The sequence below is a fragment of the Sphingobium sp. TomMM35A genome (assembly GCF_054771735.1).
In genome coordinates this window covers 1,894,996-1,910,266 of sequence record NZ_BSRC01000001.1, presented here as the reverse complement: position 1 = coordinate 1,910,266, position 15,271 = coordinate 1,894,996, and the positions used below count along the sequence as shown (strand labels likewise).

Here is a 15,271-nt window from a genome sequence, read left to right as displayed (position 1 = left end):
TTGGAGAACATAGGATTGGTCTCGCCCTGACGCAACAGGCCCCAGAGTGACGCTCGGCCAGCTGTTCCTATCTGTTGAAATCCGGCAAGGGCGCGGGCATAGCTTCGGACCCTTCGATCGATATTGTCATTCAGGATGCCGATGCTGTTTCGTTTGCTCCCGCTGGTAGCCCTTCTGTCCGCGTGCAATGTCGCCACAGCGAAAGACGATATCTCCCGCAGCTTCAGCCTTTGCCACACCGGCGGCGGCACGAATTGCGTCGTCGATGGCGATACCATCTGGCTCGATGGCGAGAAGATCCGAGTTGCGGATATCGATACGCCCGAGACGCATGGCCCGAAATGCGCGGCCGAAGGTGAGCTCGGGGAAGAGGCAACCCGCCGCCTGCATCAGCTGGTCAACGCTGGACCGTTTTCTGTCAGCCCGATCGGCAACAAGGACGCCGATCGGTACGGGCGGAAGCTGCGGGTTCTCACGCGAGAGGGTCAATCTCTTGGTGATGTGCTGGTGAGCGAAGGGCTTGCCAGAACGTGGACGGGTCGGCGGGAGCCTTGGTGTTGAGGCGCGCCGTCTTCCTCATCGAAACAATCTTAATCGGCGCCATGCTGCTGATCAGCTTTGGTATGATGCTGTGGAATGCGGGGAAGTGGCTGGTGGGCGCCGGGAACTGAGGTTACGCTGGCGCGCTTGATGGCTATGGAAAGCGCACCGATGATAGCTGAGTTCACCCTCAACGACGGGAACCCCGTCAGCATCAACCTGGAGCACATCGACTATTTCCAGCCGAGTGACGATGGGACGTTGGTAGTGTTCGCCGACGGACGCCAGCTCGAGCTTCAGGAAAGCTACGATGCCGTGGCCGAGGTGATGAACCCGGAGCGGCAGGCGGGCTGCTAGAGCAGCGTTGGCCCCTCGATCGGAGCCGCCTTCCTCTGGAACCAGGGCGTGGCGGTATGCTCGACGCGCAGCCGATCGGCAGGACAGGGCCGGTCAAACCGGTATAGCTCCTCAAGCGGCGCGGTGAGCCAAAAATCCCAATCCTCTGGATCGATGATCACGGGCGAGCGATCGTGGATGTCGATCAGGTCGGGGGCGTTGTCCGTCATCACGCCGGTGAAGACGCTGCCCCACTCGTCGCTGTTTGCCCAAAGCCCGGCCCAGGCGAAGATGGGCTGATCCTTCACAGATAGCCAGGTCTCGGTCATGCAGCCGGGCTCGCCACAGGCTTCGCAATAGCGCGCCGTCGGAATGAGGCAGCGGTTCTCGGGCTTTTCGGCAGCCCACCTCCAGAAATAGGTATGCAGCTTGTCGAAGCGGGCGTTGTTCACAGGCTTGGGCTTCAGCGGCTTACCCGTCTTCTTGCTCTTCTGGATGAGCGGAAAGCCCCAGGTCATCTGCTCCAGCACCCGCTCTCCATTCTCGACGCGGATCACGGTACCGGGCTGGGCAGGATGCATCTGGAGAGGGCCTTCATTGAACCGCGCGCCACGCTTGGCCTTGAAAAGGTTCAGCACCTTCTGCGTGTCGCCGCGTTCCGCTCGATTGCACATGACCAGAAGGTGAGAAGCGGCGAGCCGAGAGTCAACCGGACTCCCGTTTGTTCTCATTTTGTTCTACAATCGGGCATCGAATCGGAGGACGGAAAATGCAGCAGGAACGGCAACCCCAATTCATCGGCTCATCGCATCCGGACGTGGATCTGGAGTTTGGCGACGGTAAATGGTTCGTGGCCGTGCGGCGGGCTGAGCCTCAATCCCACTCGACCCATGAGCGGCAAGGTGAGGGGTTTTTCTCGCACGTCGACGCTGCCCGCGCGGCGGTCGACCTCGCGATATCGCGCGGGCTGACCGTTCCTACCGAGGCCGAGATGATTGAGGCAGCGGAAGAGTTTCGCAGCTTCGTTGATGGCGAAGACCGCGCCTTTGTCATGTGAGGGCGCAAGCCGATGGACCAGATTGAGATCGCGCGGCGCGGCCGAGACCCTGTCCTGCGCGAATATAATGCCATGATGAAGCAGATCGAACGCGGAGATCCGATGCACCCTCGAGAAGTTCAGGACATGATCAATGACCTGGTCTCAGAGGGGTACAACACCCAAGCTGCCGCGCTCGCTCGGGCGAACGTGAATTGGGATCAGTGAGCGCCGAAGTTGGGTGCCAGCATGCAGAGTGGAGGGATGAGTGTCCCGCTATTTCGATGGCCTGAAGGTTCCCACCTGTCTGTTTGAAGCGGCAGCCTGGCGCTATGCCGTCAAGGTGGGGTGCGGCTGCGGTCATTTCGCTGCGTTCCAGCCGCACGGTATCTGGTGGCATTTTCACCGCAAGGGCTGGCCTGACGATTTCAGAAGTGCTCGATCGAGGATGTGGTGCTGCGTCTGCCGACAATACACTGGGAAAAAGGTGAGGCCGCGAAGGTTGGATGCGATCAGGCCGTACACGGGCAGGCTGATCGATCTGCCGATGCCCGACGAACGCGAATGGAAGCGGATCGTCAATCGCTTCCGGGGGTGATTGGCACCGGCTCCACCTTCACCGCCGCCTGCTCTTGGACCCATTTGCGCAGCGCGACCAGGTTCCAAGCCTGCCGCTCCGCTACTCGGAGCTTGGCAAGAAGTCCGTCACAATCTGTCCCTGCATAAGCTCGGCAGGTGGCGTCGCTGGCGATGGACACTGGAGCTGCGTCGGAACTGCGGAGATCGGTGCGGGCGGCGAGTTGCGCGCGCACGCGCTCATAGCGAGCATCAACAGCGGCAAGGCGAGCCTGATAGTCATTGACGGTCCTTTCGGTAATTGCGGCCTGGTCGGCCTTCACGCGGGCGACATTGGCCTGTGCCTGGCGCTGGGCTTCAGCGGAGGCGGCCCGATAGTTGGCGACGGTCTGCTTATGGGCACGTTCTTCAGCCGTAGCCCGATCTCGCCATTGATCGCGATCGGCGGTGCGGGAGTTCAACACCAGGAACAGGATGGAGTTGGCCGCAAGCAGCACGATGATGGGGATAGCCCACCAGTAGCGGCCGAGGAGTGACGTCTCGGTCATGCCTCGTTCCCCGACACTGGCACGCCAGAGGCGTTGAGATAGACCGGGCGACCAAGAACCGGCACGCCACGGGGCCAGCGGCGGGCAATGCAGCGCCCCTTCGCCAGCCGCATGACACTCACCTTGTCACCCTGATTGCCGCCAAGCACATGGTAGTGAGTGGCATCCTCTCCGACGTAGAAGGCAACGTGCCCGCCGCCCTCGCGATCGAAGACGAGGATTGCCCCAGGAGCGAGCACGCTGGCGCCGAGGTTCGCTCCCCAGGTCGCCCAAGCCTTCGCCCGCACCGCAACCTTCATATTCGACAGGTCGATGCCCGCGGCCTTCAAGCAGTGCGCAACGAACAGGCCGCACCAGGGCACGCTGTCGGCGTTGTAGGCGATGCCCAGCACCTTTAGGCCGAGCAGCTTTGCCCATCCAAGGATTGTGCCGTTGTTGGCTACCCCAGTCGCTTCACGCGTGCCAAGCAGCCGCCGCGCGGCAAGCAGCCACGCAGGTTCGGTCGAACCCATATCATTCTCCCATGAAAAAGGGCGCCCGCAAGCGCCCTGTCGATCGTCAATTCCCAGAAATGGGGATGGTCAGCGCTGAGCCGGTGGGCCCTTATCCCCGCCGCCGATCAGCGTTTCACCAAAGGCCTGCATCGCTGCCTTGATGCGCCCGGCTACAAAGCCCTTGGCCATGCCGATGATACTCGCCCCGATCGCCGCGATGCCGATGCCAGTGATCCCGGCCGCCAGCATGTCCAGTTGATGCGCCTGCACCCAAAGGACGGTGATCAGCAGGCAGAGCGCGGTAATGGAGAGATCCAGCGCCCATTGCGCTTTGCCCTTCGCCTGCAGGCCGATGACCACGCGCGTGATGATGACGGCACAGATGCAGACCACCATGGGTCCAGCCGGAAATGGATAGCCCGCGATCCACCAGACGACGGGCTGCTGCGAGAAAAGTGTGCCGGTCACGGCTGCCGAAGCCCCCCCATATCAGTCTCACCGGAGACATACTGCTGCCAGAGCGGCGATGAAGCTCAGCCCTATGATTGCCGTGGCCCGCGCAAGCGCTGGCCAGCGGGACCACATGTCCACCGGCAGCGGAGCCTTGCGCAGCTGATGCTCAATTCCCGGCTCACCAAGGATAGCGAGACCCATCCACAAGAAGCCGCATCCAACGCCGATCGGATCAAGCCAGCGCTTCGCCATCAGCACGCGGGCGGTGGTCGAAGGATCATCCGGGTTCCAGCCCCAAAGCTCCATCGCAGCGGCACCGCAGCGAATGGTGAGCCCGAACGCCGCCAGAAGGGTAATCGTGCGGAAGAGCGTCACGGGATCCAGCGGGTGATCGTGGAAGCGTTGCCCCCAGATGCGCCCCGCCTGCTTGCCCACCATCATCGCGCCAAGGAACGTCGCTGCCGTCATGATGAACAGGTTGAAGAGGAACAGCGACGGGTCTTCGTTGAAGCTGGGCGGGGCGGTCGTACCCGGTCCAGAGCGGACTGCCTCGGCGGCGGCGCTGGTCGCGGCCGACATGATGATGGTGCTGATCATAGGCTATGCCTCGGCCGGGGGGCTCGCCGCCTCGATACTAGCAATCTCGCGATCGAAATAATCAGTCACGCCCCGCATGATGCTGATGACGTTGTTGGCCTGACTGAAGCGCGAACCGATTTCATTCGCAGGCGCGAGCTGGGGTAACAACGCCTCCAGATCGGCGGCAAGCGTCCCCGCCTTACCAGACTTCAGCGCATCGCGGATGGCCTTCATGCCTGCGAGGTTGGCCTGGGCGATCTGACGATCGAGTTCCTGCCGCTGGACGAGCAGTTCGGAGGGTGTAGGGCTTGCAGTCGTCATGGTCATTCTCCCTGAGTGAGGACGGGCATTGCAACCGGCGTGGCGGGTTCAGCCTCCACCCCGTCCAATTCATCGAGCGTGTCAGCGATGCTGATCGCCGTCGGCTTGCCGAGCAGATCCACGAACAGCTTGGCGCAGATGCCGTTGGCGCTATCCTTCACCTCGCGCCGTCCGACGATCCGATCGCGCGAGAAGAACATGCGGCCTTCGCGATAGCCGACCTGCTCGCCATCGATCGCCACCAGCTCCAAGATGCGCACCTCGACCGGGTTCACCATCGCCTGCGCATCGTTCACCAGCTTCTTCACGAAGCCATATTGATCGCCCAGCTGATCGATCTGTGGGCCTTCGCCCATGTCGAAGATGATCGCGGACGGATTCACGCCATCGCAGGGCTTCATCACGGCGATGATGGCATAGGCAGGGACTTCCAACCGCTCGCCTGCGGCTGTTTTCAGATGCAGCATGTGCTTCTCCAGTTTTGAGTGATTATCGCCGCGCGAAGGGGCGCGGATTACCGTCGTCAGAGATTCGTGACGTCCAAGACCACCAGATTGTAGTCGCGTCGATCGATGAATGCGGTGGTGATGTAGTTCGCCCCGAAGCCGCCATCCTTATAAAGATTGGCTGTGGACAGCGCGCTGCCAGCGATCTTCACGCCGAGGCAGTAAGCTTCCCACCCCTGTCCCGTACCTTCGTTCCAGACGTAATGCGCGGTGCGAGAGCAAAGGACGCAATATGAGCGTCCCGCTGTCATGGTGAGGCTCGGTAAATTGCCGTCACCGTAAGGCGCACCATTAAAGGCCCCCGGAGGGTTCGCCGTCCCATAGCTTCCGGTGAGAACGCTGTGAACCTTCATATACTTAAAGCGGCTATCGAAAGTGACGCGGCCCGACGCGTCGCGCACCCTCATCCCCCAACCCGGAGCTACGGAGCCTTGGGGGCGACCGAACACATAAATGGTGAAGGTGCGATCTGGATATCCGGATGTGCCGCCCACGCCGATCCGAAATGTCCAGTCATTCCCTGACCTGGTCACACCATCGAAAAAGGCGAAATCATCCGAGCAACTGAATCCGACGACTGGCGCTTCGTCGTCGGGCATTGAAACCAAGAACGTGGCGACGCGCCCTATGCCGGAATAGCCAGCAGCATTGGTCGTAATTGTGAATTTGGAAAGCAGGCCGAGGTTTCGATAGCTATTGTCGATCTGGACAGACCCGGTCGAAGCATTGCTGACACGTGCGCCCCACGGCATTACCGCACTCCATAGAGGATGATGGTCGAAAGCCGGTTCCCGGCGGGTATGCCCGCTTCCCAGCTCCACGAGAGCGTGTTGCCTGAGATCGCGTGCTTAGGCGACACGAGACTGCTAAACATGAATCCTACGGGTATGGGCAGCGCAAATTTCACCCCCTGAGCCGACCAATCAGTAACTGTGATGCTGCCGTCGCTTGTTCCGGTAGACACCTGGCCAAGCGCGCGACCAAGATTGTCTGTCGTGTCCACCATCAGGTTACCGCTCGAGTCCCGAACGCGGATGCCATAGGGCATTAGCTTAGCCAGCCCAGCTCTACGACACGCACTGACCCGCTGCGGATGTACTGCGTCGTTCGATTGCTTCCGTCGATGTCGATATAGAAGCCGTCAGTAGTGCCGCTCGGCGGCAGGACACGGAAACGATCGGAGCGGATGGTGAAGCTGCCCACCGTCCCGTTATTGTTGATCTCGTACCCCGTGATGCGCCCGTTCACGTCCACGGTCAGCGCGGCCCGGCCGAACAGCGTCGTGATATTCCCGTTGATCGTGGTGATCGCCGTCTGCTGGCTGGTGATCGTGACGCCCTGCGTGCTGACGGTGCTGCTGAGCGAGGCATATTGGGTGGTTAGGGTGGAGAGAGCACTGAACGTCTGCGCAATACTGGCTTCCGACGAATAGAACGTCGGAGACCCGCCATATTCCAGCTTTACCTGACGCCAGAAGATGAGTGAAAGCGTCCCACTATCCTTCCGGCAAACAAGAGATGCACGAATATAAGCAGTGTTAGCCGGGCTGGTTGCCGTGACCTTCATTGCCGCTCGGCCTTCGCCGGTCACGTCAAAATCCTTGCTGAAGGATCGAATAGCTCCCTGCGCTTGCGAAATGAGATTGTCGCCGGAGTCATAGAAGTTGAGCTCGGTGTAGGCGATTGCCGAACCTCCAGAGAAGATCAGTGCACAGTCAGAAGCAAGCGTAAACTGTACACCAGCGAAGGCAGGCACGCGCGAAGACTGGAGGTAGATGTATGCGCCATTGGCCGGAGAAGTGACGGTCCCCGCCATGCTGCCCCATCCGCCATTAACAGTACTAAACCAGCCCGCGCCAACAGCACCCCAATCCGCCAAGCCGTTCTCAAAGGTTGGGTTTTTCAGAAGATTAGGCTGAATTCCCGCCGAAACTTTCGTCGTCAACGTTCCCAGGTTCCCCTGAAGGTCGGTGATGGCGGTCGCATTCGAGGTGATCGATGCGCCCTGCGTTGCGACGGTGCTTTGAAGGGCCGCGATATTGGCTTGCGCAGTCGTCATGGACGATTGCAGGGTCGTAATGCTCGATCCTTGCGTCGATACAGTGGTGGACAGCGTGGCGTACTGCCCCGCAACTGTTGTAACCGCTTGGGCCGTCTGCGCTACCTGGGCTTCTGGCGTGTATGCGGTTGCGGCGCCGCCCGCCTCGAACTTCACCTGACGCCATGCAATCAACGATAGGGTTCCGCTGTCTTTGCGGGCGACGAGATTGACCTTGGCGAAGCTTGCGCCTGATGGTGGAGAAGCGGTCAGCTTATGAAGCGAACGACCTTCGCCATGAAGTGTAAAATCATATCCTTGCGGGCGCGCCGGGCCAGAGCTTTGCCCCACAAGGGTAACGCCATCCGACCCAATCCAATTGATCTCGACGTACGCGACGCCAGCGCCGCCAGCGACGGAAAAGGCGCTGTCTGCAGTAAGTGTATGCTCCATCAACCATACCGGGATGTTGTTGCTCTGGAGCATGGTGTAAGAGCCATTGCCGATGTTAGTGGTCGAATAGGCTGTGCTCCCCCAGCTGTTGGAAAGATGCTTGGAATACACCCCATTCGAGCCAGTCCATCCAGCCAGGCCGTTTTCAAATCCGCCGTTCGGCAGGAGGTTGGGGCTCCCAGCTGAAACCAGCGTAGCCAGGCTGGCGACGCTCCCCTGCAGTGTCGTAATCGCGGTGCTGTTAAAGGTGATCGACGCGCTCTGCGTACTGACGGTGCTGGCGAGCGCTGCAAGTTGCCCCGCCTGATTGCTGGCGGTGGTTTGCAGGCTGGTAATTGCGGCGCCGTGCTGGCCAAGCGTCGTTTCGATCGTCTCTATATCTTCCCCGTTCGCGAGGATGTCTTCCTGCGCTGAGAGGATATCAGCATGAGCCTGGGTAAGCGCCGCCTGCACCGCAGCGGCGTCCGCCTGCATGTTCGTGATGGTGGTTTCAGCAGCGGCAATGGCGAGAGCGGCGGCGGCGGTGTCGACTTCTAGTTGCGCCAGTTCCGCGTCGATATCCGTCTGCTGCTGCTCGATGATCGTCAGCTTGCCTAGGCCGGTTATGACATTGGTGAAAATCGTCGTGTTGCCGTGGATTGTGCCGACACGGTAAGCGATCCGGACATCATAGGCGGTCTCGCTGGCCAAAGGCGCGATAGTGTGACTGACCGGCCCTACAGCTGAGAGGATAGCAGAGCTGATCCATGCCTCATCGCCAGTCTTGCGATAGCCGATGATGACGCTATCCGCCGACGGCATCTCGCTTTGCCCTGCAACCAGCAGGGCCGGAAAACCTTCACCTGACGTCGCCCCAGACACGCTCCAGTTTGCCACCTCGGGAGCGGCAGGCTTCAGGTCCGGCGCGGTCAGGCTGAACGGTGCTGGCGGTGTGGTGGACTGCCCCAGCGCATAGGCATGCTTGGAATAGGTTTCCGTCTCGCCAGCGAACGACACCTTGCCGGTCGCCGGATCTGGCGCGCGCCGGGTGATGAGAACCGGCTGATTCACCAGTCCTTCCTCGGGCACATTGAGATAGACGACGTCGCCCGTCTTCAGCCCAATCCATTCGGGCCCGGTCGTCCAGGTGAAGGGGCCTGCTTCGCGGCTGTTGACGATTGCATAGGCGGCGAGCTGGCCAGGCTGCGTAGCTTCCTCGCCGCTGAACACCTGCACCAGCGGGAAGTCGATTTCTTTGGTCCGCTGGCCACCGTCATCCGTGACATAGACGGGCTCGGTGACGGCGGTGCCGCTGATGACAGCCCAGTCGCTATCCTCATCGACATAGCGGGGAATGACGGTGTTGAAGCGGTCGCGGCGGCTCTTCGTCGCAGCGAGCGATAGGCCGTCGAGCAGATGGCGGCTTTCGATCGTCGCGATGGCGGTGCGCGGCGTAGACGTGAGGCAGCCGATCATCGCGCCGGTCTGGGTGGGGATTGCGCCGCCAGCCTGCAGGATGCGCTTCAGCGTGTCCCACTTGCTGTCCGTCGTCCACTCGGCACCGCCGACTTTCCAGCCATTGGCATCACAGACGTTGGCGCATTCGACGAACTCAGCCACCCGGATGTTGGCGACCGGCGCGCCGATACCGCAAACCCGCTTTCCATTCTGCCAACGGCCGAGCGCCCAGGTGAGGGCGTGCAGTCCGGGATTGTCGGACCACTCATAGGTTGCTTCGTTCAGCGCACGGTGAGGGCCGGAGCCGCCCGGATAGGTGCTGTCTTTGCGCGGGTCGTAGACTTTGACCCACTTCCCCACCCAGGCTGGTTCAGGTGCTCCGGCGCCGTATAGGTTGCCATCGGTGTCGAAGCGCAGTGCCCATTGCGCATGCGTGATTCCGTTCAGCCTGTGGTTTGCGCCCCATTCAGGGAAAGGTTTGCCGCCAAATTGCAGCGCTAAGGCGGAGCCTGGCGAATTGCCGAGGGACAGACTCTGCGCCATGTAGCGGTAGAACCGCCCGTTGGCATCACCGTTGGGCGCGAACGTCACCAGCTCATTGTCGGCCGTGAACTTCTCTATCGAATGGATCGGCCCAGCGATCGACAGCAGCGCGACGAAGGCGAGGATGTCATCCTTCGACTGCTGCTTGAACCCGTCATAGGTGCGGGCATAGACGCGCAGGCCCGACATGCGGGTGCGACCCATGGCATAGGGAAGGCCGGATTGCGGATTGGTTTGGAATGTGGTGGCGCTGCCTTCCGCGGAAAAGCCGGGCGCTGTAGCCTGGGCCGCCATGGACAGAACGCCGGCGGCGAGGCTGCCATATGTGCCGATGGCTGCCAAGGTAGCAGCAGAGACGCCCAGGACGCCGCCTGCGCTAGCTGCTGTAGTCGCAGTCGCCGCGACAGCTGGAGCAGCGAGTCCAGCGGTGGCCGCCACAAGGGCAACCGCGCCGACCACCATGCCGACGGTCCGAAGCGCCTTGCTCATAGAACGCTCCAGGCGCGCAGGATCTTGTTCGGCGTCATCGTCACCAGGCCTGGATGATCCTCATGGAAGCAGAAGAGGTTGCCGTTGCCCGCATAGAGGCCGATGGCGCCGATCGCGGTGTCGCCCTCGACTTCCGCGATGTCGCCCAGCAGCATGCGGGAATAGGGAATACGGGTGAGACCGATGCCATCCGCCATCTCTGCCAAGTTGGAATAGCCCAGACGTTTCAGGGCGCGGGCGGCACCCAAAGGCGACTGGTATGCGCCTGCCTTGCTGATGCTGATCTTGTGCCCGAGCTTCTTCAGGTGGAACGCGGCGACCTTGGCGCAGTCCACCTTGCCCCACTGGAACGGCTTGTCGCGGTACCGCGCCATGGTCGCCTCGATCGCGGCGTGGCGGCGCTCAAGCGGGGTCATCGCTGAAGCCTCGTTTGCGCCTTCTGCGCAGCGCCAAACCATCCAGCGATGCCGCTCTTCTGATTGCTGCCCTGGGGCGGCTTTGCGCCCCAGTACAAATTGACGTCGGTGCCGGTCATATGCTCGAGCCCGAGATCGCCGGGCCAGATTGATTGCAGCCACCCATTACTGGCGCGCTGCCCTTCCTCGACCTCAAACAGGCGCTCGAACACGCTGACGATGGTATATTCCACCTTGCGCGCACCGCTCGGCTCGATGCTGATGGTCGGCACGTCGATCTCGCCCAGGAACAGGACTTCGGGCGTGCCGATGGCGAGGCCTGAGATGGGATCGGCAGCCCCCACCATCAGCGTGGCGCGGCTGCCCTGCATGTTCGGGTGCGAGAGCGTGGCGGTTGCCGACACATCTGGCGGGTAGAGCGCGACGGTGATTTCCGGAGCATTGTCGCCGATCTCTTCGGTCATCTGCGACATTTCCGCGATGGTGCCGAAGGTCGCGTCCTGACCGACATAGGTTTCCCCGCCGATCACGATGGTGGCCGAGCCGTCGACCAGCCGTAGCGTGTAGCTGGGCAGTTCGATCTTGAGCGCGCCGAAGAGCAGCACGCTGGGCTGCGCCAGCGCACTTTTGAGTGCTGGATCCAAGGGAAACCCCCGATGTCAGAAAGGATTAAGCGCCCTCGGAGAGGGTAAAGGAAAAGGACGCCAGCCGATCGACAGAGATCTGCCACGACAGTTCGTCACCGGGCGATACGAGCCCTTCGATATTGGGCGAGGCGATCTCAACCACATCATTGTTGGAAAGCGGCGTCCGGAGCATGGGCCAGATCGATGCAGAGGCGGTGCCGCCGCCCGCAACGGTAACGTCCGCAGCGATCATATGCATGTAGCGTCGCCCGCCATGGACGATCGCGAGCATCTGCCCCTCTTTCAGAGCATAGCCTGCGGTCATCCCCTTCAGTGGCAGCGCTGTTCCCGATGCCACTGCCGCCGAAACCAGCGGAGCCCCCGGTGACCCTGGGTCGAAATCCGGCTGCGGCCATTCCATGCGCAGGCGATCCTCGCGCGCACGCAAAAGGCGGGATTGAATCAGCAACGCTTTGTCACGGGTGGGCATGGCGGGCAGCGTGATGCGAAGGCCGAACCTTGTACCCAATCGGTTGATACGCTGTTCCGGCCCTCCGAGGAAGGGCGTCAGGACCGCGCCGAAGTCACGCAGAAAAGGCTCCGCACCATTCGGCACGACCCAATCGGGCAGGGCGATGACGGCCATTACGGCAGCACGCCCATGAGCGCCAGAAAGGCCCCGCTGCCGAACGCAATTACAGATCCGATCGCTGCGACGATGCCGGTAGCATAAACCTTTCCGCCCGCGATGATCTCAGCTCGTTCCCGTTCGGCCGCACCCTCCATCTCATAGTGGCAGGCGAGCGTATAATGGTGCTGCGAGAGGAACGCGCAGGCGAAGGCTGACAGCGCCGCGACTAGTCCGATGATGAAGGCTGCAAAACTCCACCAAACGCGGGCCGTGTCGATGGTGAGTGTGTCGCCTGCGTTGCCGATGAAGGTGAACAGGCCGACAATGGCGCCGCCATTCACCAGCATAAGCGCAGCGAGTAGCTTTTCGGCAATGAGAGCCTGCACCCGGATGCGCTCGATATACTCAGCTTCGGCCTTGGTGTTCATATCATCTCCCCGGAATGCGACGGCGAGCGGATCGTGCCGCATCCGCACCGGCTGCGCTACGGGCCTGCACTCCCGAGGCGACGGCCATGGGAGCGGCGATGCCAGCTGCGCGTTGCTCGACGATCACGTCGAAATAAGGCGAAGGCACAATTTCAAAGCGACTGCGCCCACCGTTGTCGTTCGTGCCATTCGGGTGGATGTAGCCAGAACGAGACGCCGTGAAGAGTTCAGGCCCTCGCTCGCCCACAATGTAGGATTTACCGCCGCTCACCGGACCGCCATTTGCCCGGAAGCCAGAGATCGGCGTGAAGTTCTTGAAGCTGTTGCCCAAGCCCTTGCCCAGCACCCCTGTACCAGCGATGGCTCCGAACGCGTTGAAGGCACTGGAGAGGATATCCAGTACCCCGCCGCCCTTGATGGCGCTGGCGAGATTAGACAGGGCGTTGAGCGACTTGTTCGCCATGTCCACGAATGCCTCGCCGGCCGCTGCCGTACTTACGGCTATGCGGGAGGCAGCATCTGCTGTTGTCGCCTTCACGGCTTCCCATGCCTCATCAAGCGCGCCCGGCACTTGCTGCAGTTGCGGGAACATCTCGTCGGTCGCCGCCTGACGAGCATCATTGACCCGCGCAGATTGGCGAGAAATGGCGATGGTGCGGAGTTCAGGCGACAGGGTGGTGTCTGCTTCAAGCGCGGCGAGCTTGGCCAATTCCTCACGCAGCGCTGCAGCTTTGGGGAATAGTTCGTCAAGAATGCCGCCGATCCGCTGCGCCATGGCGCTGAACTGGTCGCCGGTCGATTGCGTCGTGGACCGTGCCGGATCAACCATCAGCTTTTGCAGCCGAGCCATATTCTCCCCGATCTCGTCCACCATGTCGGGAACATATGAATGGCCGACTACAGCATCGTAGAGTTCGAAGAACCACTGACCGACAGCCTTGATCTTGCCTTGGAGCCAATCCCAAACTCGGCCGAGCTTATCGACGAGCCATGTCTTTACTCCATTGTAGAGGCGCGCGAGGATCGGACCGATGGTGTCCCAATTTTTCCAGACATAGTAGACGGCTCCTACCGCAGCCGCGACCGCCGCAAGCGGGATAAGGATGGGCGAGAGCGCTACGGCAATACTGGCGAGAGCAGGTATAAGGGACGCCACGACGAAGCCAGCAATGGTTGTGAGAATGGGCAGTAGGGCAGCAAAGCCAGACATGATTCCGCCGATGCCGAGAGCGATAGGGCCAACCACTGCGGCTATGGCGCCCACTGCAAGCGCTGTGTTCTGAACTGGCTGGGGCAGGGTGGTGAACCAATTAAGCGCTTCGGCCAGCTTCGTGATTAGCGGCGTTAGGACTGGCAGAAGTTTCGTGCCAACCGTGACCTGAAGTTCCTCAAACGCCGCTTGAGCCGCCCGCATCTGGTTTGCCGTGCCGTCGCTGGTTCGGGCCACGTCGCCCTGCGCGTTCTTCGTGGCCTCCAAGATCAACTGGTAGCGGGCAAGGATCTTCTCTTGTTCCGTCAGTTCATTGCCGACGCCGGTCAGACCCATCTCCATAGCCTTGGCCTGGACAGTTGCCTCGGTCAGGAAGACGCCAAAATCGCGCAGCGGCTCGCTTTCGCCTGACAGGCCCGAACGCAGCTTCTCAATCGCCGTTTCCGTGTCCGTATTGTAGAAGCTGCCGAGGTCCTGTGCGAGCTTGGCGAACTCCTGCGACATGGCGGCCGCCTTCGATGGGTCAGCCGTGTTGAAGAATATGCCGAAGGTGTTCGCTGCCTTCTGCATCTCCTGCGTGGACCGACCCATCGCGTCGCCAGTTTGTTCGGCCCACTTGTTCATGGACTCTGCCATCTTGCCGAACGTCTGGTCGAAAGCGGATTGGAGCTCCACCGCATCGGTTGCAGCGCTGAACGACTTGGCGGCGAAGGCTGCCAGGGGAGCAGTCACCGCTAGCGACAGCTTAGCGCCAATGTTCTTGAAGCCGTCCGCCGTCTTGCTGATCGACTTCTGCGCTGCCTTCAGCCGCTTTTCAGCATCGCCAACACCTTCCTGAAAGGCGAGGCTGTCGAAGCCCAGCACATAGCGAAGATAGCCGAGAACGACGCCTTGGCCTTGACCTGAAGCCATGAAGCCTCCCAATAAAAAAGGCGGCCCGAAGACCGCCCTGTAACTTTAGATGTGCCGCTTTTCAGCTATTGCCCTCGTTCGCCAGTATTGTGGCGTCGCAAGTTTCCGGGTTCACCATTGCCACAGTGCGCCCCACGTTCATTCCACCAAAGCCGTTCTGAGCGCGGTACTCCATGGTGAGAGGGTGCTTTCCATCCTTGTTGGCGGGAGCGATTCTCGTCTCCACATGCTCAAAAGAATCGGGGTTCCGAAGATTGCGGGTGATCTGCTCGACAGTGCTGCGGTTTGAACCATCCCAGGAGCTGAGGCAATGGAAGCCTTTGCGCCGTTCGTCCGCCTTCTTCGTCTCTTCCGCCTTAGCTTCCGCCGCCTGCTTGGCTTTGTCTTCCTCGCTTGGAGCGAGCGCGCATTTTCCAAGGGCGAAAAGCGCCACGACCAGCACGATGCAACCGATGGTGCCGTTGCGTTTCGCGTCGGCATCCGCTTTTTTATAGCCATTGATTTCGGCGGACGAAAATTCATGCCCGCAGTGCTTACAAACCTGCGCTTCCTTCTTTACGATCTCAGCGCACTTCGAGCACTTTCGCTCGTCGGACTTCATGACAGACACTATCCCCCTGATATCGCGCCCATCTTAGCGCCATACCAGATCGCACCATAGCGCAGGAGAGGTCAACACCCCGCACCGTCTTGCACCATG

20 protein-coding genes are annotated in these 15,271 nt (G+C 61.1%); 5 read left to right on the top strand and 15 right to left on the bottom strand.

All coding sequences use genetic code 11. The features are described from left to right. Positions 1 to 141: 141 nt before the first annotated feature. Both ACYU8T_RS09545 and ACYU8T_RS09540 read left to right on the top strand, forming a co-directional pair. Positions 142 to 561: a thermonuclease family protein gene (locus tag ACYU8T_RS09545; protein ID WP_461159785.1), complete on the top strand. Its 420-nt coding sequence runs from the start codon at positions 142 to 144 to the stop codon at positions 559 to 561. Between the two features lie 150 nt (positions 562 to 711). Beyond that, complete coding sequence (locus ACYU8T_RS09540) at positions 712 to 897, top strand: hypothetical protein (protein WP_461159274.1); 186 nt, start codon at positions 712 to 714, stop codon at positions 895 to 897. Here ACYU8T_RS09540 and ACYU8T_RS09535 read toward each other — a convergent pair. Further along, positions 894 to 1,550, bottom strand: coding sequence for an SOS response-associated peptidase family protein (locus ACYU8T_RS09535; protein ID WP_461159273.1), 657 nt, complete (start codon positions 1,548 to 1,550; stop codon positions 894 to 896). The genes ACYU8T_RS09540 and ACYU8T_RS09535 overlap by 4 nt on opposite strands. 95 nt (positions 1,551 to 1,645) lie before the next feature. On the opposite strand from ACYU8T_RS09535, the gene ACYU8T_RS09530 reads away from it, so the two are divergent. From ACYU8T_RS09530 to ACYU8T_RS09520, 3 genes are read left to right on the top strand one after another with little or no spacing between them, the layout of a single operon-like run. After that, positions 1,646 to 1,933 (top strand): hypothetical protein, encoded by a 288-nt coding sequence (locus ACYU8T_RS09530; protein ID WP_461159272.1) that lies wholly within the window; start codon positions 1,646 to 1,648, stop codon positions 1,931 to 1,933. Between the two features lie 12 nt (positions 1,934 to 1,945). After that, positions 1,946 to 2,140 (top strand): hypothetical protein, encoded by a 195-nt coding sequence (locus ACYU8T_RS09525; RefSeq protein WP_247231054.1) that lies wholly within the window; start codon positions 1,946 to 1,948, stop codon positions 2,138 to 2,140. 40 nt (positions 2,141 to 2,180) lie between these two features. Beyond that, entirely contained in the window at positions 2,181 to 2,510 is a 330-nt protein-coding gene (locus tag ACYU8T_RS09520; protein ID WP_461159271.1) for a hypothetical protein, read from the top strand. Here the strand turns inward: ACYU8T_RS09520 and ACYU8T_RS09515 are convergent. The 14 genes from ACYU8T_RS09515 to ACYU8T_RS09450 all read right to left on the bottom strand — a co-directional run bounded on the left by ACYU8T_RS09515 (position 2,491) and on the right by ACYU8T_RS09450 (position 15,172). Further along, positions 2,491 to 3,036, bottom strand: a complete 546-nt coding sequence (locus ACYU8T_RS09515; protein WP_461159270.1) for a hypothetical protein — start codon at positions 3,034 to 3,036, stop codon at positions 2,491 to 2,493. The two genes, ACYU8T_RS09520 and ACYU8T_RS09515, sit on opposite strands and share 20 nt — an antisense overlap. Beyond that, positions 3,033 to 3,548: a TIGR02594 family protein gene (locus ACYU8T_RS09510; RefSeq protein WP_461159269.1), complete on the bottom strand. Its 516-nt coding sequence runs from the start codon at positions 3,546 to 3,548 to the stop codon at positions 3,033 to 3,035. The genes ACYU8T_RS09515 and ACYU8T_RS09510 overlap by 4 nt, the downstream gene beginning before the upstream one ends. A gap of 69 nt (positions 3,549 to 3,617) precedes the next feature. Beyond that, positions 3,618 to 3,998, bottom strand: coding sequence for a hypothetical protein (locus tag ACYU8T_RS09505; protein WP_461159268.1), 381 nt, complete (start codon positions 3,996 to 3,998; stop codon positions 3,618 to 3,620). 27 nt (positions 3,999 to 4,025) lie between these two features. After that, positions 4,026 to 4,580: a hypothetical protein gene (locus ACYU8T_RS09500; RefSeq protein ID WP_461159267.1), complete on the bottom strand. Its 555-nt coding sequence runs from the start codon at positions 4,578 to 4,580 to the stop codon at positions 4,026 to 4,028. Between the two features lie 3 nt (positions 4,581 to 4,583). Continuing rightward, positions 4,584 to 4,883: a hypothetical protein gene (locus ACYU8T_RS09495; protein WP_461159266.1), complete on the bottom strand. Its 300-nt coding sequence runs from the start codon at positions 4,881 to 4,883 to the stop codon at positions 4,584 to 4,586. A gap of 2 nt (positions 4,884 to 4,885) precedes the next feature. Then, the gene (locus tag ACYU8T_RS09490; protein WP_461159265.1) at positions 4,886 to 5,350 is read right to left on the bottom strand and encodes a hypothetical protein; all 465 of its coding nucleotides are present in this window, start codon (positions 5,348 to 5,350) and stop codon (positions 4,886 to 4,888) included. Positions 5,351 to 5,406: 56 nt separating this feature from the next. Next, complete coding sequence (locus ACYU8T_RS09485) at positions 5,407 to 6,141, bottom strand: hypothetical protein (RefSeq protein WP_461159264.1); 735 nt, start codon at positions 6,139 to 6,141, stop codon at positions 5,407 to 5,409. A gap of 295 nt (positions 6,142 to 6,436) precedes the next feature. After that, positions 6,437 to 10,348, bottom strand: coding sequence for a hypothetical protein (locus ACYU8T_RS09480; RefSeq protein WP_461159263.1), 3,912 nt, complete (start codon positions 10,346 to 10,348; stop codon positions 6,437 to 6,439). Then, positions 10,345 to 10,764, bottom strand: coding sequence for a DUF6950 family protein (locus ACYU8T_RS09475; protein WP_461159262.1), 420 nt, complete (start codon positions 10,762 to 10,764; stop codon positions 10,345 to 10,347). Before ACYU8T_RS09475 ends, ACYU8T_RS09480 begins: the two co-directional genes overlap by 4 nt. After that, on the bottom strand, positions 10,761 to 11,408 hold the full coding sequence (locus tag ACYU8T_RS09470; RefSeq protein WP_461159261.1) for a hypothetical protein: 648 nt from the start codon (positions 11,406 to 11,408) through the stop codon (positions 10,761 to 10,763). The genes ACYU8T_RS09475 and ACYU8T_RS09470 overlap by 4 nt, the downstream gene beginning before the upstream one ends. A gap of 25 nt (positions 11,409 to 11,433) precedes the next feature. Further along, on the bottom strand, positions 11,434 to 12,036 hold the full coding sequence (locus tag ACYU8T_RS09465) for a hypothetical protein (protein WP_461159260.1): 603 nt from the start codon (positions 12,034 to 12,036) through the stop codon (positions 11,434 to 11,436). Continuing rightward, positions 12,036 to 12,449, bottom strand: a complete 414-nt coding sequence (locus ACYU8T_RS09460; RefSeq protein WP_461159259.1) for a hypothetical protein — start codon at positions 12,447 to 12,449, stop codon at positions 12,036 to 12,038. Before ACYU8T_RS09460 ends, ACYU8T_RS09465 begins: the two co-directional genes overlap by 1 nt. A gap of 1 nt (position 12,450) precedes the next feature. Then, positions 12,451 to 14,571 carry a phage tail tape measure protein gene (locus ACYU8T_RS09455; RefSeq protein WP_461159258.1) on the bottom strand — a complete coding sequence of 707 codons (2,121 nt, stop codon included), beginning with the start codon at positions 14,569 to 14,571 and terminating at the stop codon, positions 12,451 to 12,453. A 61-nt stretch (positions 14,572 to 14,632) separates the two neighbouring features. Continuing rightward, complete coding sequence (locus ACYU8T_RS09450; protein ID WP_461159257.1) at positions 14,633 to 15,172, bottom strand: zinc ribbon domain-containing protein; 540 nt, start codon at positions 15,170 to 15,172, stop codon at positions 14,633 to 14,635. Between the last annotated feature and the right edge of the window lie 99 nt (positions 15,173 to 15,271).